Below are 21,981 nucleotides of genomic sequence, written 5' to 3'. Positions count from 1 at the left end.
GGCGCCCGCGGCGGCATCCGTTGCGGCAGAAACGATCGGGCCGCAGCCGGTATGATGGAGCCCACTTCGCGCGGGGGCTCCCATGTTCAATCGCAACGCCGGCATCATCCTGCTGATCGCCCTGGCGGCGGGTCTCGGCCTGCTGGCCGCCCAGCAGGTGTTCGCGCCGAAGCCGCCGGCCAATGCCCCGGCCACCGAAGCGATCACCCTGTACCCGCAGCCGCGCGAACTGCCCGACTTCAATCTGGCCCAGTCCGACGGTACCCGGCTGATTCCGGGCGAACTGAAGGGTCACTGGACCCTGGTGTTCCTGGGCTTCACCTTCTGCCCGGACGTCTGCCCGACCACTCTGGCCGAGCTGGCCGGCGCGCAGAACCAGTGGGAAGCCCTGCCCGACAGCCTGCGCCCGCGCGTGCTGTTCATCTCGGTCGACCCGGACCGTGACAGCGCCACCCGCCTCGGCGAGTACGTGCACGGCTTCCACAAGGACACCCTGGCCGCCACCGCCGATGTGCCCTCGCTGGAGCGCTTTGCCACCTCGCTGGGCTTCGTGTTCCAGAAGGTGCCGGGCAAGCATTTCGACGAGAACCCCGAGGATTACACCGTCGAGCATTCGGCCAGCCTGGCCGTACTCGACCCGCAGGGCCGCCTTGCCGGCCTGGTGCGGCCCCCGTTCAACGCGCCGGCCATTGCCCGCGACCTGCAGAAGCTGACCGAGAAAACCGCCCCATGAGCCTCACCACCGCCCTGACGTACGCCCTGCCCCACCGCCTGCTGTCCTCGATGGCGCGTTCGCTGGCGTACTCGGACGATCCGCGCGTGTCGCGCTGGCTGATCGACACGGTCACCCGCAAGTTCAACGTCAATCTGGACGAAGCGGCCAACCCGGACCCGCGCAGCTATGCAACCTTCAACCAGTTCTTCACCCGTGCGCTGAAGCCGGGCGCGCGCGTGGCCGATGCCGATCCGCGCAGCCTGGTGATGCCGGCCGACGGCCGCATCAGCCAGCTCGGCAGGATCGAGGCCGGCCGCATCTTCCAGGCCAAGGGCCAGTCGTTCACCGCCGCCGAACTGCTGGGCAGTGACGAGGACGCCAAGCCGTACAACGACGGCCTGTACGCCACCGTGTACCTGTCGCCGCGCGACTACCATCGCGTGCACATGCCGTGGACCGGCACCCTGCGCGAAACCGTGCACGTGCCGGGCCGCCTGTTCAGCGTCGGCCCGGCCGCCGTCAACGGCGTGCCGCGCCTGTTCGCGCGCAACGAGCGCCTGGTCTGCCATTTCGACACCAGCTTCGGCCCGATGGTCAGCGTGATGGTCGGTGCGCTGCTGGTGTCCGGCGTGGAAACCGTCTGGAGCGGCGAAGAAATTCCGGCCTACGGTGACCGCATCACCCGCAAGGACTACCGCGGCCAGGGCATCCAGCTGGAGCGCTTCGCCGAGATGGCGCGCTTCAACTACGGCTCGACCGTGATCGTGCTGCTGCCGCCGGGCGTCGCTGAGTTCGCCCCGCAGCTGGGTGCCGAAAGCCCGGTGCAGCTGGGCCAGGCGCTGGCGAAGCTGCGCTGACAAAAAAGGGACGGAGGGGATCAAGTCGTTTATGCATAAACGACTTGATCCCCTCCGTCCCCTTTTTCCACAACGGAATGCCGGACAGGGGCCGGCACTACCGGTACGCGCGTTACTGCAGGACTGGGGCCGGGCCGACGTCCATGCCGTCGTAGTCTTCCACGCCCTTCTCCGCGGCCAAGGCAGCGAATTCCTGGTTGCGGCGGTCCAGCGAGGCTTCGTCGTGGATCTCCACACGCTCCACGTGCAGCACGTGGAACGGCGCGTCACCCTCTTCCGGCTCCTGCTCGAACAGTTCCACGAAGGTATAGCCCTGCGCCTGCAGATGCTCTGCCAGTGCCTGCAACGGCTCAGCAGTGGAGTGCACGAAGAAGTACCCCCACAGCAACGGGCCGTTGATGTCCCAGTCGGTGTTTTCGCGGAGGTTGGCGAACAGGTTGCGGGTGTCTTCGAGATCCATGTGGGTTCCAGAGGTCGTGGGGGATTACTTGTCGCAGCCCTGCAGCTTCAGTGTCTGGCCGTGGCGCAGGCTGTAGGCCGGGGCCTTCAGGCCGTTGGCGCGGGCCAGGGTCGGCACGTCGCACTGGAACTTCGCGGCAATGGCGCCCAGGGTCTCACCCCGGCCCACTTTGTGGCTGCGCACCGGCTTCGGCCGTGCCGCAGGGCGCGGCGTGGCCACCGGAGCGACCGGTGCGGTCGGCACGCTGGTGGAGGCCGCGGCGTCGGCCACCGGCACCACGCCGCCCACGGCCACGCTGCCGGTGTAGCTGGCGGCGGTCGGGCGCTTGATCGCCGCGTTCAGATCGGCGGCGATCAGGGTGCGGGCCAGGTCGGCACGCGGGCCACTGACGCAGTTGCGCTGGTACAGGCCGGCAATGCGGGTGGTGGCGTTGATCAGCGTGCCGGCCGGAATCCAGCCATCAGCCTCATAGCGCGGGTTGAGATTGCGCAGCGCGCGCATGTAACCATCGCGGGTGCCATGGCTGCCCAGGCAGATGGTCAGTTCATAGATCGTGGTGGATCGCGCCAAGCGGATGGTGGCCGGCTGCGCGCTGATCTTCGGGAACTCCACGCCGTACTGCTGCGGGTGCAGGAAGATCCACGCCGCGGCGATCACCATCGGCACGTAGTCCTTGGTTTCGCCGGGGAACTGGTTGTAGACGCTGTCCACCCAGAAGCTCTGCCCCGGGTACTGCTTGTAGACGCGCGCTGCGCGGCCTTCGCCGCCGTTGTAGCCAGCCAGCGACAGTTCAACGTTGTTGTTGAGCTCGCGCATGCGCTCGTTGAGGTAGGTGGCACTGGCTTCTGCAGCACTGCGTGCATCGAAGCGGGTGTCGAAACCGGTGCCATCCGGGCCCAGGCCGAAGCGGCGGCCGGTGGCCGGCATGAACTGCATCAGCCCGGCGGCGCCGGCACGCGAGGAGGCATGCACACGGCCGTTGGACTCCTTGGCCATGATGCCGAACAGCAGCGCCTCCGGCAGACCACGCTTTTCCCACTCCGGCCACATCACCGCGCGCAGGTTCTGGTAGTTCTCGTAGCTGGTCAGCAGCGCCGGGCGCATGTCGGTCAACCAGCGGCGGATGCCGGCCTGCACGGCGGGGTTGTACTCGACCATGGTGTCGAAGGCATGTCGCTTGTCGTTGAGCAGCGCTGCAGCGCGCGCGGCCTCCGGCACGTCGGCGGTAAGCGGGCCGATATGGTCGGGGTCGGCTTCCAGGCGGTCACCACCCTCATCGGCCACGTCGTCGCTGGCAGCGGCATCAGCATCATGCTTGAGCAGGCGCTTGTAGCTGGCCAGCAGGGTGCCCATCTGGCAGCCCTTCTGCTTCACGCAGTCGTTGAGGACATCTTCCATGTCCTCCAGCGCGGCGTCCGCCTCGTTGCTGCCCTTGGGGTCGGCATTGGCGACCAGCAGCAGCGCATCGCTGTAGCGCTTCTCGGCGGCGGTCATGCGCTGCTGCAGCGCATCCACCTTCACCTTGTCCCGGGCCGAAACCCGCTGCGCATGGGCGTCGGGCGCCAGGGAAACCAGGCCGGCCAGGGCCAGCAGCGGCCAACCGCGGGAAATCAGGACAGGAACGGGCATTGATGGCACTGTGTGCGAAACAGGCAGGCAGAGTAGCGGCGCCGCCAAGGTCCGGGCAAGCCGACCTTCGGCCCGTCACCGCCGGCGGTTAACATTGGGCTATTCACCACAAGGGCTGGACCATGGATCCGATTCTGCTCGGCAAAGGCATCACCGACGATATTGCCGTCACCCTGCTGCCGAAACTCGGCAACCGCCACGGTCTGGTGGCCGGCGCCACCGGTACCGGCAAGACGGTGACCCTGATGACCCTGGCCGAGGGCTTTTCGCGGCTGGGCGTGCCGGTGTTCCTGGCCGATGTGAAGGGCGATGTGTCCGGCCTGGCCGTGCCCGGCACCGGTGCCGAGAACCTGCTCAAGCGCGCCGCCGAGATCGGCGTGGCCGACTACGCGCCGGCCGCCAGCCCGACCATCTTCTGGGACCTGTACGGCAAGCTCGGCCACCCGGTGCGCACCACGGTCAGCGAGATGGGCCCGACCCTGCTGGCACGCATCCTCGAATTGAACGACACCCAGTCCGGCGTGCTCGACATCGTGTTCAAGCTGGCCGACGACCGTGGCCTGCTGCTGCTGGACATGGACGACCTGCGCGCCCTGCTCGGCCTGGTCGCCGAGGAACGCAAGGACATCTCCACCGAGTACGGCCTGGTCAGCGCGCAGTCCATCGCTGCGATCCAGCGCTCGGTGTTGCGCCTCGCACAGGATGGCGGCGAGAACTTCTTCGGCGAACCGGCCTTGGAACTGGCCGACATCATGCGGGTCAATCACGACGGCCGCGGCGTGATCGGCATCCTCGCCGCCGACCAGCTGGTGCTCAAGCCCAAGCTGTATTCCACCTTCCTGCTGTGGCTGCTGTCGGAGCTGTTCGAGCAGCTGCCGGAGGTGGGCGACCTGGACAAGCCGAAGCTGGTCTTCATCTTCGACGAGGCCCACCTGCTGTTCGACGACGCACCGCCGTCGCTGGTGCAGCGCATCGAGCAGGTGGTGCGCCTGATCCGCTCCAAGGGCGTGGGCGTGTATTTCTGCTCGCAGTTCCCCGACGACGTACCGGGCAACATCCTCGGCCAGCTCGGCAACCGCGTGCAGCACGCACTGCGTGCGTTCACGCCGCGCGACCAGAAGGCTGTGAAGACCGCTGCCGAGACCTTCGTGCCGAATCCGAAGCTGGACGTGGCCAAGGTACTCAGTCAGCTCGGTACCGGCGAAGCACTGGTCTCCACGCTGCAGGACAAGGGCGTGCCGATGCAGGTGCAGCAGACGATGATCGCACCGCCGCGCTGCCGGATGGGGCCGATCACCGAGGCCGAGCGCGCCCAGGTGCGTGCCGGCAGCCCGGTCGGCAGCCGCTACGACACCGCGATCAATCGCGAATCGGCCACCGAGCTGCTGGCCCAGCGTGCGCAGAAGACCGTCGAGCAGGCGCAGGCGCCGGCGGCCCGCAGCCGCGAGCAGGACGAGGCACAGGAAGGCGGTTTCGGCCAGGCGATCAAGGATGCGATCTTCGGCACCAAACGACGCCAGGGCATGATCGAGACCATGGCCAAGCAGACCACGCGCACCGTCGGCACCAAGCTGGGCAACCAGATCGTGCGCGGCCTGCTGGGCGGCATCTTCGGCGGCAAGCGCTGACCCGCCCTCCCCGGGGTCGGAGGCCTTTCCTGCGGAAAGGATCCGGCCCCATCGTTCCCCTGAAAAGAAGTCGCACCACATGTCGCGTTGGCGTCCCCCTGCAGAAAAGAGTACCGCCCTGATCACCGCCTCCGGCCACGCCCGGTTGAAGGCTGAACTGGATGAGCTGTGGCGTGTGCGCCGCCCCGAGGTGGTGAAGGCGCTGACCGCTGCTGCAGCGGAAGGTGACCGCTCCGAGAATGCCGAGTACACCTACCGCAAGAAGCAGCTGGGTGAAATCGACCGCCGCGTGCGCTACCTGACCAAGCGGCTGGAATCGCTGCGCGTGGTCGACACCACGCCGGCCGATCCGCAGGCGGTGTTCTTCGGTGCGTGGGTGGAACTGGAGAACGTGGACAGTGGCGACACCAGCCGCTATCGCATTGTCGGCCCGGATGAGACCGACGCAGGCCTGGGTTGGATCAGCATCGATTCGCCGCTGGCGCGTGCGCTGCTGAAGAAGCGGCTGGACGATGAGTTCTCGGTGGAGCTGCCCGGCGGCCAGTTCACCTTTGCGGTGATCGGGGTGGAGTACGAGCCGTTGTAGAGTCGACTGCCAGTCGACTACCGCGCGAAGCGCGGCACAAACCTCCGCAGCCGGACGGCAAACGCACCGCGATCCTCAATCGCGGTTGATGACTGGCCGAAGCCATCTGTCAGGCGTTCACGGCCTCGGAACGAAGAGCCGTCGACTGACAGTCGACTCTACATAGCTCCGTGCAACGGCGGCGGGTACTGGCGGCCGGCACGCAGTGGGCGGAAGTAATCGGTATTTTCGTAGAAGACTTCATCCTGCCCTTCGTGCCAGCCAGGAACACCGGCCAATGGCAGCGGCCGCAGCTGCAGTGGATCGGTCACTGCCCTGCCCTCAGCGATGGCCGCGGTCACTGCGTCAACGCAGGTGTCATCGGCTTTGCCGTGCACCACCACGCACTTGCCGACCAGCAATCGCCCTGGCAGCAGTGCCTGTTCCATCAGCGCGTGCCCGAATACCGCAGCGATGGCGATGTCGCCGCTCAGCCAGTGTCTCGATTCGAACAGCGCACACCAGTCGTGCACATCCCAGGCAGCCAGCAGCGTGTGATCGCGCACACGCACGATCACGCCGGTTTCGTCGAACTGGGTCAGCGCCGCCTGCGCGCGGTTGCGCTGGCCCGGCTGCATCGCCTCGATATGCCGGCACTGCTGCGCATTGAGCGCCTGCTTGAGCTGCGGGTATCGGGCCCACACCAGTGCGTTGAACAGGTCATGCCAGTTGTCGGCGCGGGTGGCGATGCGGCCCTGTGCGATGCGGGCTTCGTAGTGCAGGCCGTCGGCCAGCAGCCTGGCATCCTGCTCGACCAGCTGCTTGCCGGGCAGCGCGAGGCGTACCTCGAGCGCTGCAATGGACGGCCACTCCAGGCCTTCCAACAGATCACGAACGTCGCGCAATCCGGCAAACACCGGGTGCCCGAACACCTGTGGATCGACCGCCGCACGCGGCGGCGGTACGAAGCGGCGGACGCCGCCCCCGTGACCGGCGGCGGTCGTCGCCGGGGTCACAGCATCTTGAGATCGAATGCCGGGCGGGTGGCGGCCGGCAGCGCGTCACCGTACAGGTCGTGCTCGTCGCTCTCGGTGATTTCCACGTCGACGAACTCACCCACGCGCAGCGGCACCTGGTCGGCATTCTGGATGTGCACCAGGCCGTCGATCTCCGGGGCATCGGCCTTGGAACGGGCCACCGCGATATCGCCTTCGATGGCGTCGACCAGGCACTGCTGCACGGTGCCGATCTTGGCTTCCAGGCGTGCGGCGGAGATCTGCGCCTGCTTCTCCATGAAACGGGCCAGGCGCTCCTGCTTCACTTCCTCCGGCACCGCATCGGGCAGGTCGTTGGCGGTGGCCCCCTCGACCGGCGAATAGGCGAACGCGCCGACGCGGTCCAGCTGCGCTTCGTCGAGGAACGACAGCAGCTCTTCGAATTCGGCCTCGGTCTCGCCGGGGAAGCCAACGATGAAGGTCGAACGCACGGTGATGTCCGGCGCGATGCGGCGCCAGTTCTGCACGCGCTCAAGCGTCTTCTCGACCGCGCCGGGGCGCTTCATCAGGCGCAGGATGCGCGGGCTGGCGTGCTGGAACGGGATGTCCAGGTACGGCAGGATGCGGTTCTCGGCCATCAGCGGCACCACCTCGTCCACGTGCGGGTACGGGTAGACGTAGTGCATACGCACCCACGCATCCAGCTCGGACAGGCCTTCGCACAGCGCCTTCAGGCGGGTCTGGTAGGCCTTGTCGCGCCACATCTTCTCGGCGTACTTCACGTCCACGCCATAGGCCGAGGTGTCCTGCGACACCACCAGCAGCTCGCGCACGCCGCCACGCACCAGGCGCTCGGCTTCGCGCAGCACCTCATCCACCGGGCGCGAGACCAGCTTGCCGCGCATCGACGGAATGATGCAGAAGCTGCACTTGTGGTTGCAGCCCTCGGAAATCTTCAGGTAGGCATAGTGACGCGGGGTCAGCTTGATGCCGTAGTCGGGCACCAGGTCCACGAACGGATCGTGCTTGGGCGGCAGCGCTTCGTGCACCGCTTCCATCACGCTCTGGTAGTCCTGCGGGCCGGATACCGCCAGCACGTTGGGGTACGCCTCGCGTATCTGCTCCGGGCGCTTGCCCAGGCAGCCGGTGACGATGACCTTGCCGTTCTGGTTCATCGCCTCGCCGATCGCGTCCAGCGACTCGGTCACCGCCGAATCGATGAAGCCGCAGGTATTGACCACCACCACGTCGGCCGAATCGTAGGACGGCACGATGTCGTAGCCTTCCGAGCGGAGCTGGGTCAGGATGCGTTCGGAATCGACAAGGGCCTTCGGGCAGCCAAGGCTGACGAAGCCGACTTTGGGGTTCAGCTGGGACATGGAATCGCGGGACTCTGGGGGCCTGGGCCCCTGCCGTCGTGGCAGGGGTTCCTGGGGGCCGGGGCCTGAAAGGGCGCCAGTATACCGGGGTTGGCGGCCGCGCTCTGAATGGCCAGCCGCCCGATCCCGCACAGCCGCTGACACCGCGCTAACCCACGCAGCACCGACAATGCCGTTCTGTTCCCCGCAACGAGATGGAAACGATGGCCGAGTGGATCACCCTGGATACGCATCACGGCCCGGTACGGGCCTGGCAGGCCCTGCCGGAGGGCACCCCGCGTGGCGGGCTGGTGGTGGTGCAGGAAATTTTCGGCGCCAACCCGCACATCCGCGGCGTGGCCGAGCGCTTCGCGGCCGAAGGCTATGCGGTGCTGGCCCCGTCCTTTTTCGACCTGCTTGACGGCACAGAAGCCGATCCGGATGCCCTGCCCTATGACGCCGACGGCGTGAAGCAGGGCCTGGAACGGGTGACCGCACTGGGCATGGAGAAGGCGCTGGAGGTGGTCCGTGCCGCAGCGACCCGGCTGGCCCCCTACGGCAAGGTCGGCACGGTGGGCTACTGCTGGGGCGGCACGGTGGCGATGCTGTCGGCCCTGCGCCTGGGCCTGCCGTCGGTCAGCTACTACGGTGCGCGCAACGTCCAGTTCCTGGATGAGACGCCAAAGGCCCCGGTGATCTTCCACTTCGGTGGCCAGGACAAAAGCATCCCGCCGGAAGCCGTGCAGGCCCATCGCGAGAAGCTGCCGCAGATGGCCACCTACGTCTATCCGGCTGACCACGCCTTCAACCGGGAGGTCGGACATGCGTATGATCCAGACAGCGCCACCCTGGCGCTGCAACGCACCCTGGACTTCTTCTCGGAGCATCTTGGATGAGCGATTTCGAACTCGATTCACGCCTGGCCACCGATAGCGTGCTGGTGGCGGAAGGACCGTTGTCGCAAGTGCGGCTGATGAACGACGAACGATTCCCCTGGCTGGTGCTGGTACCGCGCCTGGCCGGGGTGACCGAGTGGATCGAGCTGGACGGCGAGCAGCAGGACAAGCTGCGCACCGAGCTCAACCGCGCCTGCAAGGCCCTGAAGGGCGCCGACGGGGTGGAGAAGATCAATATCGGTGCGCTGGGCAACATCGTGCGCCAGCTGCATTTCCACGTGATTGGCCGCCATGACGGCGACCCCGCGTGGCCGGGCCCGGTCTGGGGCAGCGGCCCCGCGCATCGCTACGAGCCGGGTGCGCTGGACCAGCATGTCGCCTACTGGAAGGAACGGCTAGGATATCCAGCCCAGTCCTGAGCGTTTGCCGACCCGATGCGATTCAACCTCGTTGCCGCCGTCCTGCTGATCCTGATCGGCCTGTTCATGCTCGCCAGCAACCTCGGCTGGACGCACCTGAACCTGTCCAAGCTGCTGTTGACCTGGTGGCCGGTGGCACTGGTGGGTGTGGGCATCGCGATGCTGTTCGGTCGCGGGAAATAAGCTGGCGCCGGGCCATGCCCGGCGAGCGCAGCATGTGGCCGCACCCATGAAAACGCCGGGCATGCCCGGCGTTTTCGTCATGCGATGGCGCGCCGCTCAGGTCCGCGGCAGGGTCACGCCGGTCTGGCCCTGGTACTTGCCGCCACGATCGCGGTACGACGTCTCGCAGATGTCATCGGCGGCCGCCTGGAAGAACAGCATCTGCGCCACGCCTTCATTGGCGTAGATGCGCGCAGGCAGCGGCGTGGTGTTGCTGAACTCCAGGGTGACGTGGCCTTCCCACTCCGGTTCCAGCGGGGTCACGTTGACGATGATGCCGCAGCGCGCGTAGGTGCTCTTGCCCAGGCACACTACCAGGGTGTCGCGCGGGATACGGAAGTACTCCACGGTGCGCGCCAACGCGAAGCTGTTCGGCGGGATGATGCATTCATCGCCGACGATATCCACGAAGCTGCCCGGATCGAAGTGCTTGGGATCGACGATGGTCGAGTTGATGTTGGTGAACACCTTGAACTCGCGCGAGCAGCGCACGTCGTAGCCGTAGCTGGAGGTACCGTAGCTGACAATGCGCTCGCCGTTGGCCTGCTTGACCTGCCCGGCCTCGAACGGCTCGATCATGCCATGCTGCTCGGACATGCGGCGGATCCAACGGTCACTCTTGATGCTCATGCTTTGTCCTGGGGTACGAGGGGGCGCGAGGATTCTAGCAGGGGGCCGGGCACCGCCGGCGGCCCCTGCCCCGGCACTTACAGCAGCGACGACAGGATCGGGATCGAGGCACGCGGACGCTTGCCAACCTCCTCGACCAGGCGCTGGGCGGCATGGCGGTAGGCTTGGGCCGGGACCGAATCCGGCTGGGCCACGGTGATCGGGGTACCGGAATCGCCCTGCTCGCGGATGCCGATCTGCAGCGGCAACGAACCCAGCAACGGCACGCCGTACTGCGCGGCCATGCGCTCGCCACCGCCCTCGCCGAACAGGTGCTCGACATGCCCGCAGCTGCTGCAGGTATGCACCGCCATGTTCTCGACGATGCCGAGCACCGGCACCTCGACCTTCTCGAACATCTTCAGCGCTTTCTTCGCATCCAGCGTGGCGATGTCCTGCGGCGTGGTGACGATCACCGCACCCGCCAGCGGAATCTTCTGGGTCAGGGTCAGCTGGATGTCACCGGTGCCCGGTGGCAGGTCGATCAGCAGGTAGTCCAGGTCATCCCACAGGGTGTCATTGAACAGCTGGGTCATCGCCGAGGTGGCCATCGGCCCACGCCAGATCATCGGCGTGTCTTCTTCGATCAGGTAGCCGATCGACATGGTGTCCACGCCGAACGCACGCAGCGGCTCGATGCTCTTGTTGTCGGGGCTTTCCGGGCGGCCGGACAGGCCGAGCATGGCCGGCACGCTCGGCCCGTAGATGTCCGCATCAAGCACGCCCACGCGTGCGCCGAGCTGTTGCAGGGCCACGGCCAGATTGACCGCAGTGGTCGACTTGCCGACGCCGCCCTTGCCCGAACCAACCGCGATCACGTTGCGGATGCGGGCATGCGGCGTAAGTCCCTTCTGGACCTGGCTTGCATGGGGACGGCGGGGAGAACTGTTCACAACGAGCACCGGCGGGGTCAGGGGGAATAACCGAGCATCATACAAGCTGGACGTAACCTGACTGAAATTCAGGATTGCTACAGATTCGTGCACAGATTGTTAAGTTCATGTTACGTTCGACCCGCACTGTTTTGGGCTGCGGAGCTGGCATTTCCAGCCCGCGCGATGGCGCATGCGCAGTGCCGTTTTTGTTTTTGCTCTCCAATGGAACTACATGAACTACGTAAGCAACACCGCACGTCGCAACACGCTCGCCGTCGCCCTGATTTCCGCTCTGATGGCCGCCGCCCCGGCAATGGCCCAGGACAAGGCGACCAACCTGGACAAGATCACCGTCACCGGTTCGCTGATCCCGCAGACCCAGGTTGAAACCCAGACCCCGGTGATGTCCATCACCGCCCAAGACATCCAGACCCGCGGCTTCAGCAGTGTTGCTGAAGTGCTGCAGCAGTCGTCGCTGACCACCGGCGGCCTGCAGGGTGGCCAGACCTCGGGTTCGTTCACCCAGGGCGCCGAAGCCGCCGGCATGTTCGGCCTGAACCCGGGCTACACCAAGTACCTGATCAACGGCCGCCCGATGCTCTCGTATCCGGCGCTGTACAACGGCAGCGAAACCTTCAACAACATCAGCGGCATTCCGATCGACATCGTCGAGCGCATCGAAGTGCTGCCGGGCGGCCAGTCCTCGCTGTACGGCTCGGACGCGATCGCCGGTGTGGTCAACATCATCCTGAAGGAGCGCATGGACGGCGGCACCATGACCCTCCGTGGCGGCACCTACACCGAAGGCGGTGGCAGCAACATCCGCTTCAGCGCCGCCAAGGGCATCAACGCCTTCGACGACCGCTTCCATGCGCTGTTCAACGTGCAGATCGAGAACGGCAGCCCGATCTGGGGCTACCAGCGCGACATCACCCGCCAGAACAACCCGGTCGGCTACACCGCCCAGGTTCCGTCGAACGACTTCGCCGTCATCACCAACGCTGACAACAAGCTGCTGATGATGGACCCGAGCCGTTGCGCGAACGTCGCTGGGCTGTATGACGGCACCACCGTGGTCGGCCAGCGCGCGTCGGGCGAGTCCTGCGGCTCGGTGTACAGCGCCGGCTACAAGACCCTGAAGAACGGCAAGAACAGCGGCCAGTTCTACTCGTCGATGACCTTCGACGTGAACGACAACTTCCAGCTGTTCGCCGATGTGCTGTACAGCAAGGAAAAGACCGAGTTCACCTCCGGCTCCAGCGCCCTGTGGTGGGGCACCAAGTCGGTGATGGGCGGCTTCTACGACCAGGGCTCCGGCAAGGTCGTGAACCTGCAGCGCGCCTTCGCGCCGGAAGAAATCGGCCCGGGCCACTACAACAACATCATGAACTCCGATGAAAGCCGTGCCTACCAGGTCACCCTGGGCGGCAAGGGCATGGTCGGCGACTGGGACTACAGCGCCAGCTTCACCCGCGGCGAGTACCGCCTGGACCAGAACCGTTTCGTGCGCTGGAAGGACAAGATCGAAGACTTCTTCGGCCAGACCGTGCTGGGCCCGCGCCTGGGCACCTCGGCTGGCGGCTTCGGCATCTACAACCCGGACTACGCGGCCTTCTACTCGCCGATCACTCCGGACCAGTTCGCCAGCTTCACCGGCTACGGTACCCATCGCAGCAAGACCTGGCAGAACCTGGGCCGCGTGCAGGTGACCAACGGCTCGCTGTTCAGCCTGCCGGGCGGTGACGCCGGCCTGGCCGTCGTGCTGGAAGGTGGCAGCGAAGGTTGGGACTACTCGCCGGACCAGGCGTTCGTTGATGGCAATGTGTGGGGCACCACCGCCGTCGCCGGCGCCGGCCACCGCAGCAACTATGCGGTCACCAGCGAACTGCGCATGCCGCTGCACGACAAGCTGACCGTCAGCGCGTCGGGCCGCTATGACGCCTTCAAGATCGCCGACAAGACCGTCGACAAGGCCACCTACAGCATCGGTCTGGAATTCCGTCCGATCGAGAGCCTGCTGCTGCGCGGCAAGTATGGTACCGCTTTCCGCGCGCCGACCCTGTCCGATGCCTTCCAGGGCATGAGCGGTTCGTACTCGTCCGGCCAGAACGACTACTACCGCTGCAGCCAGATGGGTTACGGCCTGCGTGACGAGGCCTGCTCGTTCTACAAGAACACCTCGGTGTACAGCGAAAAGTCCGGCAACCCGGACCTGAAGCCGATCACCGCCGACGTCTGGAGCGCAGGCGTGGTGTGGGCCCCGGTCAGCAACTTCTCGCTGTCGGCCGACTACTACAACTGGAAGATCAAGAACGAGGTCAAGACCCTCAGCAGCGACCAGCTGCTGCTGGCCGAGTACCAGTGCCACAACGGCCTGCCGAACAACACCTCGGCCAGCTGCGGTGACGTGACCAACTGGGTGTCCCGCGATGCCGGCGGCAACCTGACCCGCGTGTACACCCCGAAGCTCAACGTTGCCAGCCAGAACCTGGAAGCGGTGACCGTGGCGGCCAAGTACCAGCAGGATATCGGCCGCTTCGGCTCGCTGATGTTCTCCGGCAACTACACCAACATGCTGAAGCGTGAAGTGCAGCCGATGCCGGGTGCCGCAAAGCTGGATCTGCTGAGCGATCCGTACAACATGTGGTACTACGACAACTTCGCCAAAGTCCGCGGCGATCTGTCGGTGGCCTGGAACATCGCCAAGTTCACCACCACCGTGTACGCCAACTACGTCGGCAGCACCCCGAACTACCTGGCCTACACCGGCCGCAGCTACGGCTACGTCCACTCCTCCGGCGCCAAGGCCGGCAAGTGGGGTTCGTACACCACGTACAACCTGAGCATGAACTACCAGGCACAGGAAGATCTGGTCCTGTCGCTGATGGTCAACAACGTGTTCAACAAGCTGCCGGAAGGCCAGCGCTACAACTATCCGGGCAACGAATCGACCCCGTTCAACGACGGCTTCTACAGCGTCTACGGCCGCCAGATCTCGGCCCAGGTCAAGTACAACTTCTGATCCCGTCGTTTTCCGGACTTCGTGTCTGGACCAGGCCCCGCTTCGGCGGGGCTTTTTTTTGCCAAGTGCCGGCGCAGAGCGGGACGGCCACCCGGGCATTCACGCCAAGTTGACTGGATTCACGTCTTCGTTCATCTTCAGGTCATGTTGATGTGCCCGCCACAAGGACCCTGCCGACCATGGAACTGCGCTTGACCCCAGCCCGCCTTGGCGCCGCCGCACTGGCGGCGCTGTGCATTGCCCCTGCCCTCGCAAGCCCCCTGCCAGCCGAGGATTTCGCCAAGATCCCAACCATCCAGTCGGTCACCATGAGCGCCGACGGCAAGCAGCTGGTCGCGATCGTCGCCGCACCCGGCAGCGACAACAGCGATACCGCCCTGGCCAACTGGAACCTGGATAACCTCGGCGCCGGTCCGGTCGCCATCACGCCATCCGGTGACCGGATGAAGTTCATCGCGGCAAGCGCACTGAAGGCGGGACGCAACCTCGTCATCGGGCGCCAGGAATGGACAGGCAAACTCGGCGGCTGCGGTGAAGGCAACAGTACGGGAGCCACCAAGACCTTCCTGACCAAGGCCTACCTCACCGACGCCACCCAGACCAAGTTCGACGAGGCCTTCGCCAACAACACCCGCACGCTCGGGGTCAGCCCCGAGACCCTTCGCTGCCTCGAACTTGCGGGTACCGCCTCACTCGTCCATGGACTGCCGTTGGATGCAGACAGGGTCATCATCAGTCAGCTCAACGAAGCAACGCTGCAGGCCAACTACTATCGCTTCAACCTGCGCACGGGCCAGACCGAACTGCTGTTCAAGGGCAGCTCCCGCACGTCACCCGGCTTGTTCCATCCCCGCACAGGTGAAGTCCTGACCCAGACCCAGATCGAATCCGCCGGCTCCGACGATTTCGAACAACGCATTCTGATCAAGAACAGCGCCGGCCAGTTCGAAGTGCACGCCCCCCTGACCACCCGACTGAGCGAACGCTATACGGTGGAAGTCGTCGGCATAGACGATGACAGCGGCAAGCTGTACGTGCTGACCGACCAGTTCTCCGATCTGGTGCAGGCGCGACTGTACGATCCCGCCAAAAAGGAGTTCGACAAGGAGCCTCTGGCCGCCCATCCATCCTTCTCGATCAGTTCACTGATCCTGGGCACGCGCAAGAGCAACTTCAACCAGGTCCTCGGCTTCTATATCGACGGTCCGCAGCGACAGGCCGTGTACGTGGATCCGCAGATGAAGGCCCTGCAGGAGGGCCTGCAGAAAGCCTATCCCGGCCTGAGCATCTACATCACCGGCTACAACGACGACCTTTCGCGCGTGCTGTTCACCACGGAAAGCAACCGCAACCCGAAGAGTTACTTCATCCTGGCTGATCGCAAGAATGTCGTGCCGCTGGGCAGCGAGCGCCCCTGGGTGGACAGCAAACAGATTGGCGAACAACGCTGGGTGACCTACACCGCACGCGATGGGCTGCAGATTCCAGCGATTCTGGATCTCCCGCCGGGCTGGAAGCAGGGCGACGGCCCGCTGCCGGCACTCGTTCATCCGCACGGCGGGCCGTGGGCGCGCGACTACACCGGCTGGGATGCATCCGGCTGGGTACCGTTCTTCACTTCGCGCGGCTACGCCGTGTTGCGCCCCCAGTACCGCGGCAGCGCCGGCCTTGGCCGCAAGCTCTGGCTGGCAGGTGACGCCGAGTGGGGGCAGAAGATGCAGGACGACAAGGATGACGGCGCCGCCTGGCTCGTCTCACAGGGCATCGCCGCCAAGGACCGTATCGCGATCTTCGGCTATTCCTACGGCGGCTTCGCGGCTGCCGCCGCAACGGTCCGGAGCCCATCGCCCTACCAGTGCGCCATCGCGGGTGCCCCGGTCACCGATCTTGGCCGGCTGGGCACCTCCTGGAGCCAGAACCGCCTGCAACGCATTCTGCAGGGGCGCACGGTGAAGGGCATGGACCCGATGCAGAACACCGCGAAGGCCACGATTCCTCTGCTGACCTTCGTCGGCGACCGTGACGTACGCACGCCGTCCTTCCATGCGAGGAACTTCTACAACGGCGTACAGGGCAAGGTCCCAGCCCGGTTCGAGCTGATCCCCGACATGCCGCACAGCATGCCGTGGTACCCCGTGCACTTCCGGACGACATTGACGCTCATGGCCGACTACCTGAGCAAGGATTGCGGCCCCGGCGGCCTCTGATCTCTCCCCAGCATCAAGCGCCTCCCTCCAAGCCCCTGCCCGCGCGGCAGGGGCTTTTTCATGCGCAAATCCCTGAATTTTCCCTTACTAACAACAAGTTAAAGATCTTTATCATTCATGTTGCATTTACTTTACGCGACACATACACTCCATTAACCGAAGCATAACAAGTGGGGATCAAAACGAAATGCGCACCGCCAACCGCCAAACCAAGCCAAGCCGCGTCCCGTTGACTCTTGCTGTGCTGGCCTGCCTGCAGGTCGCACCGGCTCTGGCCCAGGAATCCACCCCGCAGGAAGCAAAGGCGTCAAGCACTTCCTCGTCTTCCCAGCGCGCGACGGATCTTGACAAGATTACTGTCACCGGCTCTCTGATCCGTCGTGCGGACTATGAGACCACCTCGCCGGTGTTCACGATCAATGCCGAAACCAACGCGAAGCAGGGCCAGGTCAACGTGGCCGAGTTCCTGCAGAAGTCGGCCATCGGTTCGGCCGAAACCCAGATCACCCACCAGTTCGGCGGCTTCGTCGTGGACGGCGGTACTGGCGTGCAGACGGTTTCGCTGCGTGGCCTGGGCGCCAACCGCACCCTGGTGCTGCTCGATGGCCAGCGCCCCGGCCCAGCCGGTACCCGTGGCGCCGTCGGCGCCTTCGACCTGAACGTCATTCCCACCGCCATCCTGCAGCGTGCCGAGATCGTGAAGGACGGTTCGTCCTCGATCTATGGTTCCGACGCCGTGGCCGGTGTGGTCAACCTGATCACCAAGAAGAACATCGAGCGCCCGGAGCTGACCGTTACCGGCCGCGTGCCGACCGAAGGCGGCGGTGAAGTGTTCGCTGCCTCACTGGCCAACGGCTGGAACTTCGAGAAAGGCAGCATCGTGGCTGCGGCAGAGTGGTACAAGCACTACGAACTGAACCGCAACGACCGTGACTACCTGAACTGCAGCAATGATCTGGTCAAGGATGCCGATGGCAACCGCATCGACCGTCAGGACCGCTCAATCACTGCCGGCACCAACCTGGCAAACTGCAACAACCTGCTGCATAACGTTGTCGACGTAGGTGCCATCCGCTATGTCCCTTCACCGGAAGGCAACACCATCGGCCCACTCCCCGGCTATCGCCCGCGTACCACCCGTACCTACGCTGGCGGCGGCCAGGCCTACTATGATGAGCCGCTGAACTTCGCACGCTTTGGTGAAGAGCAGATCATCAACCAGCAGGAGCGCAAAAGCGTCTTCGTAGCCACCGATTTCGCCTTCGACTCCGTCAACTGGAAGACCCAGTGGCTGTTCAACCGTCGCGAGACCGAATCCTTCCGCTGGCGCCAGTTCTTCCCGCGGATCCAGGCACCGGCAGGTTCGGGCTTCACCGGCGTCATCCGTCCGATCATGCCGTTCAAGTCGCAGCAGGACGTCACGGTCGACTACTTCTACGGCGCCACCAAGCTCGATGGTCTGTTCAAGGGCACTGACACTTGGGCATGGGAAGTCAATGCCAACTTCAGCCACTCCAAGGGCAAGTACGGCAACTTTGGCATCCAGGCCTCCAAGACCGGCGACGTTGACTACACTGACAACGCGCCGACACTGAACTACCTCGATCCGGGCTATCTGAGCGGGGCCAAAGTCGATGAACTCAGCAATCTGCTGGGACAGTGGGATTGGGGTAAGACGATCTACAAGCAGGCCACGATCAATGCCGTCGTCAGCGGCGACCTGTTCGAGCTGCCGGCAGGTGCTGTGGGCGTAGCTGCGGGCTTGGAGTACCGCTACTACTCGATCGATGACCAGCCGGGTGAACTGTCAAAGGCACAGGACCTTTGGGGCTCGAGCTCGGCCAATGTCACGAAGGGCGACGACAGGGTCAAGGAAGCATTTGTTGAATTCGATGTTCCGCTGCTGAAGGGCCTGCCCGCGATTGAGTCGCTGAGCCTGAACGCGTCCGGCCGCGCATTCCAGTACGACTCGGTGGATGGCACCGACGAGGTCTGGAAGGTGGGCCTCAACTGGCAGGTCATTCCGTCGCTGCGCCTGCGCGGCTCGATCGGCACCTCCTACCGTGCTCCGGGCCTGTATGAGCTGTATCTGGGCAACCAGACCGGTTTCCTGGGACAGACCGGCATCGACCCCTGCATCCGCTGGGGTGAGAGCTCCAACACCAACTACCAGCGCAACTGTGCCGCGGCAGGCATTCCTGCCGACTACGCAGGTGCCGGCAGCAGTGCAACTGTATATTCGGGCGGCGGTGCAGGCCAGCTGATTCCGGAGACCTCCCGTGCCAAGACCGCAGGTATCGTGTTCACCCCCACTTTTGCCAATCTGAGTGTGGCAATCGATTACTTCGATTATCAGGTGAAGAACGAGATCGGCCAGATCACCACGGCGGACATCGTCAAGGGTTGCTATGGTGCTGCGGTGTATCCGAACGCCTTCTGCGGCCTGCTGGTCCGCAACCCCGGCACCGGCGATGAGGCTTGGAACATCACTGATGTGTACAACCAGTACGTCAACATCAACAAGCAGCGCACCCGCGGCTACGATCTGACTGCGAACTTCGACCACGACTTCTCGTTCGGCAAGTTCTCTGCCGAAACCCAGGTCACTTACACCATCGAGGATACCCAGCAGGTCTTCTCCAGCGCTGAAGAAAGTGGCCTTTCGTCCAATGAGCTTCTCGGTGACATCGGGCGTCCGAAGGTTGTGGGCAACTTGGCACTCAGCCTGACCCGTGGAGACTGGACCTTCAACTGGCTGACCACCTACATCCACAAGACCAAGGACATCGACCTGGATCCGGTCTTCATCTACCAGGGCCGTCCGAACTCCTACCGTGACATCGTGGTCGATTCGCGTACTTACCACACCGCATCGGTCAGCTACTCGCAGGCCGACTGGGAAATCCTGGTGGGTGTCAGCAACATCTTCAACAAGACTCCGCCGCTGATCTCCACCGGCGTCAGCGATGCCCGCTACGGCAACATTGCGGCATTCGCGACCCAGTACGACCTGTACGGCCGCACCCCGTTCGTGCGTCTGAAGTACAAGTTCTGATCCACGCCTGATCGCAGTACCCCGACAGACCCGGCTTTTGCCGGGTCTGTCTTTTCCGGGCCCCGAAGCGGCCCCCTTGCGCCCGGCCATGACCTTCGACACCCTTGCAGGGCAGGCCGGCGGCGTATTGTTCGGCCCACGGCCGTCCCCGCGGCCCTTCCCTGACTCACTCGGCCTGGAGGCCATCAAAGTGACCCGTACTCCCAAGATCGTGCTGCTGACCCTGGCCGTTTCGGCCGCGCTGGTCGGCTGCGGCAAGAACGAAACCCCGGCCAAGGACGCCACCGCCTCCACGCCGGCTGCGGCCGAAGCAACCAACTACACGCTGGACGAGAGCAAGCTGCCGGCCTACAACGCCTTCCAGCCCAGCGATCTGGATGCCAGCAAGGACGCCTGTGGCGCCTTCGGCGACTACGTGAACAGCAAGTGGCTGGCCGCCAATGAAATTCCGGGCGACCGCACCAGTTGGGGCGCGTTCACCATCCTCGACGAGCGTTCGGTAGCCGTGCAGCACCAGCTGGCTGAACAGGTCGCGCAGGTCAAGAACCCGAACCATATCGAGAAGATCGTCGGTGACCTGTGGGCCACCGGCATGGACGAAGCCAAGATCAATGCCCAGGGCATCGAGCCGCTGAAGGCCGACCTGACCGCGATCGACGGCCTGCAGGACAAGGCGGCCATCGCCGACTACCTGCGCAGCAGCGCGGCCAAGGGTGACAACGTCCTGTTCGGCTTCGGCGCCGAAGCCGACTTCAAGAACTCGGCCGTCAACCTGGCCTACGCCAGCCAGGGCGGCCTGGGCCTGCCGGACAGCACCTACTACACCGATGCCAAGAACGCCGACAAGCTGAAGGCCTACCAGGCGCACGTCGCCAAGGTGCTGGAGCTGTCCGGCGTCGCCGCTGCCGACGCTGCCAAGCAGGCCGAGGACGTGGTCAAGTTCGAGACCCGCCTGGCCAAGGCCTCCAAGTCGCGCGTGGAGCTGTCGCGCAACGTCGAGCTGTACTACAACCCGGTCACCCTGGCCGACGCCGACAAGCTGACCCCGAACTTCAGCTGGACCGAGTTCTTCAAGTCGCAGGGCGTGGCCGCACCGGAGAAGTTCTCGCTGGCCATGCCGGCCTTCCATGAGGAAGTGAGCAAGGCGCTGGGCGATACCGATCCTTCGGTGTGGCGCGCCTACCTGCGCTTCCACACCGTGGACAGCGCCTCGCCGTACCTGGCCGATGCCTTCGTGCAGGAGAACTACGAGTTCTACGGCAAGACCCTCAACGGCCAGAAGGAACAGAAGCCGCGCTGGAAGCGCGTGCTGGGCACCATCGAGAACGACGCCGGTGAAGCCTTCGGCCAGCTGTACGTGAAGGTTGCCTTCTCGCCGGAAGCCAAGGCGAAGATGGAAGAGCTGGTGAAGAACCTGGCCGCCTCGCTGAGGGAACGCATCCAGGGCCTGAGCTGGATGAGTGATGAAACCAAGGCCAAGGCCATAGCCAAGTGGGAAACCTTCACTCCGAAGATCGGTTACCCGGACAAGTGGCGTGACTGGTCGGGCCTGCAGACCCAGCGCGACAGCTACCTGGGCAATGTGCGAGCAGCCAGTGAGTTCAACTACAAGTTCAACCTGTCCAAGATCGGCAAGCCGGTGGACAAGACCGAGTGGGGCATGACCCCGCAGACGGTCAACGCCTACTACAACCCGCTGCAGAACGAGATCGTGTTCCCGGCCGCCATCCTGCAGCCTCCGTTCTTCGATCCGAAGGCCGACGACGCACTGAACTATGGCGGCATCGGTGCGGTGATCGGCCACGAAATGACCCACGGTTACGACGACCAGGGTGCACGCTTCGGGCCGACCGGCAACATGGAAGACTGGTGGACCGCCGCTGACAAGAAGAACTTCGAAGGCCTGACCGGCAAGCTGGTCAAGCAGTTCGACCAGTACAAGGTCGACGGCCAGGCCGTGAACGGTCACCTGACCCTGGGCGAGAACATCGCCGACCTGGGCGGCCTGGCTACCGCCTACGACGCCCTGCAGAAGGCCTCCGCCGGCAAGGAAGATGCAAAGGTCGATGGCTTCACCCGCGACCAGCGCTTCTTCTTCAACTGGGCCACCGTGTGGCGCACCAAGTACACCCCGGAAAACGCCAAGGTCCGCCTGGCCACCGACCCGCACGCGCCGGCGCAGTTCCGCGCCATGGGTGCGCCGTCGAACCTGCCGACCTTTGCCGCGGCCTTCCAGTGCAAGGCCGGTTCGCCGATGGCCCGCGCCGGCGAGCAGCAGGTGGTGATCTGGTAAGCCCTGGCTGACGCCGCGGCACACCTGCAGAGGCCCGGGAATTCCCGGGCCTTTGTTTTTGGCGGTGAATGTCATCCACGCATGGCGTGGATCTCCTGATGCCGGTGCCCTGCGGA

General features: G+C 64.8%; 17 protein-coding genes. 11 read left to right on the top strand and 6 right to left on the bottom strand.

The window, feature by feature from the left end:
• Positions 1–82: 82 nt before the first annotated feature.
• Positions 83–733: an SCO family protein gene (locus V3B46_RS20860; protein WP_006381470.1), complete on the top strand. Its 651-nt coding sequence runs from the start codon at positions 83–85 to the stop codon at positions 731–733.
• Entirely contained in the window at positions 730–1,572 is an 843-nt protein-coding gene (asd, locus tag V3B46_RS20855) for an archaetidylserine decarboxylase (RefSeq protein ID WP_006381472.1), read from the top strand. The genes V3B46_RS20860 and asd overlap by 4 nt, the downstream gene beginning before the upstream one ends.
• Positions 1,573–1,684: 112 nt before the next feature.
• On the opposite strand, the gene V3B46_RS20850 is transcribed toward asd, so the two are convergent.
• A complete protein-coding gene (locus V3B46_RS20850; protein WP_154353060.1) occupies positions 1,685–2,032 on the bottom strand; it encodes a ribonuclease E inhibitor RraB in 348 nt (115 codons plus the stop codon).
• 24 nt (positions 2,033–2,056) lie between these two features.
• A complete protein-coding gene (locus V3B46_RS20845; protein ID WP_164171594.1) occupies positions 2,057–3,661 on the bottom strand; it encodes a transglycosylase SLT domain-containing protein in 1,605 nt (534 codons plus the stop codon).
• 122 nt (positions 3,662–3,783) lie between these two features.
• Between V3B46_RS20845 and V3B46_RS20840 the strand changes: the two genes are divergently transcribed.
• Positions 3,784–5,289 (top strand): helicase HerA-like domain-containing protein, encoded by a 1,506-nt coding sequence (locus V3B46_RS20840; protein ID WP_329892793.1) that lies wholly within the window; start codon positions 3,784–3,786, stop codon positions 5,287–5,289.
• 79 nt (positions 5,290–5,368) lie between these two features.
• The gene (gene greB / locus V3B46_RS20835; RefSeq protein WP_329892792.1) at positions 5,369–5,875 is read left to right on the top strand and encodes a transcription elongation factor GreB; all 507 of its coding nucleotides are present in this window, start codon (positions 5,369–5,371) and stop codon (positions 5,873–5,875) included.
• 158 nt (positions 5,876–6,033) lie between these two features.
• Here the strand turns inward: greB and V3B46_RS20830 are convergent, their stop codons facing one another.
• Together V3B46_RS20830 and rimO are read right to left on the bottom strand one after the other, a co-directional pair.
• On the bottom strand, positions 6,034–6,870 hold the full coding sequence (locus V3B46_RS20830; protein WP_329892791.1) for a DUF3025 domain-containing protein: 837 nt from the start codon (positions 6,868–6,870) through the stop codon (positions 6,034–6,036).
• Positions 6,867–8,228, bottom strand: a complete 1,362-nt coding sequence (rimO, locus tag V3B46_RS20825) for a 30S ribosomal protein S12 methylthiotransferase RimO (RefSeq protein WP_049436796.1) — start codon at positions 8,226–8,228, stop codon at positions 6,867–6,869. Before rimO ends, V3B46_RS20830 begins: the two co-directional genes overlap by 4 nt.
• A gap of 203 nt (positions 8,229–8,431) precedes the next feature.
• Between rimO and V3B46_RS20820 the strand changes: the two genes are divergently transcribed.
• From V3B46_RS20820 to V3B46_RS20810, 3 genes are read left to right on the top strand one after another with little or no spacing between them, the layout of a single operon-like run.
• Complete coding sequence (locus tag V3B46_RS20820; protein WP_329892790.1) at positions 8,432–9,103, top strand: dienelactone hydrolase family protein; 672 nt, start codon at positions 8,432–8,434, stop codon at positions 9,101–9,103.
• Complete coding sequence (locus V3B46_RS20815; protein ID WP_010483023.1) at positions 9,100–9,522, top strand: HIT domain-containing protein; 423 nt, start codon at positions 9,100–9,102, stop codon at positions 9,520–9,522. Before V3B46_RS20820 ends, V3B46_RS20815 begins: the two co-directional genes overlap by 4 nt.
• Positions 9,523–9,537: 15 nt before the next feature.
• Positions 9,538–9,705, top strand: a complete 168-nt coding sequence (locus V3B46_RS20810; protein WP_005418011.1) for a LiaI-LiaF-like domain-containing protein — start codon at positions 9,538–9,540, stop codon at positions 9,703–9,705.
• A gap of 96 nt (positions 9,706–9,801) precedes the next feature.
• Here V3B46_RS20810 and dcd read toward each other — a convergent pair whose 3' ends face one another.
• Positions 9,802–10,374: a dCTP deaminase gene (gene dcd, locus V3B46_RS20805; RefSeq protein ID WP_010483020.1), complete on the bottom strand. Its 573-nt coding sequence runs from the start codon at positions 10,372–10,374 to the stop codon at positions 9,802–9,804.
• A 77-nt stretch (positions 10,375–10,451) separates the two neighbouring features.
• Positions 10,452–11,306 carry an iron-sulfur cluster carrier protein ApbC gene (gene apbC / locus V3B46_RS20800; RefSeq protein WP_154353065.1) on the bottom strand — a complete coding sequence of 285 codons (855 nt, stop codon included), beginning with the start codon at positions 11,304–11,306 and terminating at the stop codon, positions 10,452–10,454.
• A 214-nt stretch (positions 11,307–11,520) separates the two neighbouring features.
• Here apbC and V3B46_RS20795 point away from each other — a divergent pair, with 214 nt between their 5' ends.
• The 4 genes from V3B46_RS20795 (at position 11,521) to V3B46_RS20780 (ending at position 21,865) form a co-directional block, all read left to right on the top strand.
• The gene (locus V3B46_RS20795; RefSeq protein WP_329892789.1) at positions 11,521–14,310 is read left to right on the top strand and encodes a TonB-dependent receptor plug domain-containing protein; all 2,790 of its coding nucleotides are present in this window, start codon (positions 11,521–11,523) and stop codon (positions 14,308–14,310) included.
• Between the two features lie 179 nt (positions 14,311–14,489).
• Complete coding sequence (locus V3B46_RS20790; protein ID WP_329892788.1) at positions 14,490–16,517, top strand: alpha/beta hydrolase family protein; 2,028 nt, start codon at positions 14,490–14,492, stop codon at positions 16,515–16,517.
• Positions 16,518–16,704: 187 nt separating this feature from the next.
• The gene (locus tag V3B46_RS20785) at positions 16,705–19,572 is read left to right on the top strand and encodes a TonB-dependent receptor plug domain-containing protein (RefSeq protein WP_154264100.1); all 2,868 of its coding nucleotides are present in this window, start codon (positions 16,705–16,707) and stop codon (positions 19,570–19,572) included.
• 190 nt (positions 19,573–19,762) lie between these two features.
• On the top strand, positions 19,763–21,865 hold the full coding sequence (locus V3B46_RS20780; RefSeq protein ID WP_329892787.1) for a M13 family metallopeptidase: 2,103 nt from the start codon (positions 19,763–19,765) through the stop codon (positions 21,863–21,865).
• Positions 21,866–21,981: the final 116 nt, after the last annotated feature.

This window comes from Stenotrophomonas sp. SMYL11 (genome assembly GCF_036320005.1).
Classification (GTDB): domain Bacteria; phylum Pseudomonadota; class Gammaproteobacteria; order Xanthomonadales; family Xanthomonadaceae; genus Stenotrophomonas; species Stenotrophomonas maltophilia_A.
Note: the sequence above shows the minus strand (reverse complement) of the source record. Positions and strands in the feature narration are given on the sequence as shown.

Coding starts and splice junctions, on each gene's coding strand:
- V3B46_RS20860 (WP_006381470.1), top strand. CDS start 83: ATGTTCAATCGCAACGCCGGCATCATCCTGCTGATCGCCCTGGCGGCG.
- asd (WP_006381472.1), top strand. CDS start 730: ATGAGCCTCACCACCGCCCTGACGTACGCCCTGCCCCACCGCCTGCTG.
- V3B46_RS20850 (WP_154353060.1), bottom strand. CDS start 2,032: ATGGATCTCGAAGACACCCGCAACCTGTTCGCCAACCTCCGCGAAAAC.
- V3B46_RS20845 (WP_164171594.1), bottom strand. CDS start 3,661: ATGCCCGTTCCTGTCCTGATTTCCCGCGGTTGGCCGCTGCTGGCCCTG.
- V3B46_RS20840 (WP_329892793.1), top strand. CDS start 3,784: ATGGATCCGATTCTGCTCGGCAAAGGCATCACCGACGATATTGCCGTC.
- greB (WP_329892792.1), top strand. CDS start 5,369: ATGTCGCGTTGGCGTCCCCCTGCAGAAAAGAGTACCGCCCTGATCACC.
- rimO (WP_049436796.1), bottom strand. CDS start 8,228: ATGTCCCAGCTGAACCCCAAAGTCGGCTTCGTCAGCCTTGGCTGCCCG.
- V3B46_RS20820 (WP_329892790.1), top strand. CDS start 8,432: ATGGCCGAGTGGATCACCCTGGATACGCATCACGGCCCGGTACGGGCC.
- V3B46_RS20815 (WP_010483023.1), top strand. CDS start 9,100: ATGAGCGATTTCGAACTCGATTCACGCCTGGCCACCGATAGCGTGCTG.
- V3B46_RS20810 (WP_005418011.1), top strand. CDS start 9,538: ATGCGATTCAACCTCGTTGCCGCCGTCCTGCTGATCCTGATCGGCCTG.
- dcd (WP_010483020.1), bottom strand. CDS start 10,374: ATGAGCATCAAGAGTGACCGTTGGATCCGCCGCATGTCCGAGCAGCAT.
- V3B46_RS20795 (WP_329892789.1), top strand. CDS start 11,521: ATGAACTACGTAAGCAACACCGCACGTCGCAACACGCTCGCCGTCGCC.
- V3B46_RS20790 (WP_329892788.1), top strand. CDS start 14,490: ATGGAACTGCGCTTGACCCCAGCCCGCCTTGGCGCCGCCGCACTGGCG.
- V3B46_RS20785 (WP_154264100.1), top strand. CDS start 16,705: ATGCGCACCGCCAACCGCCAAACCAAGCCAAGCCGCGTCCCGTTGACT.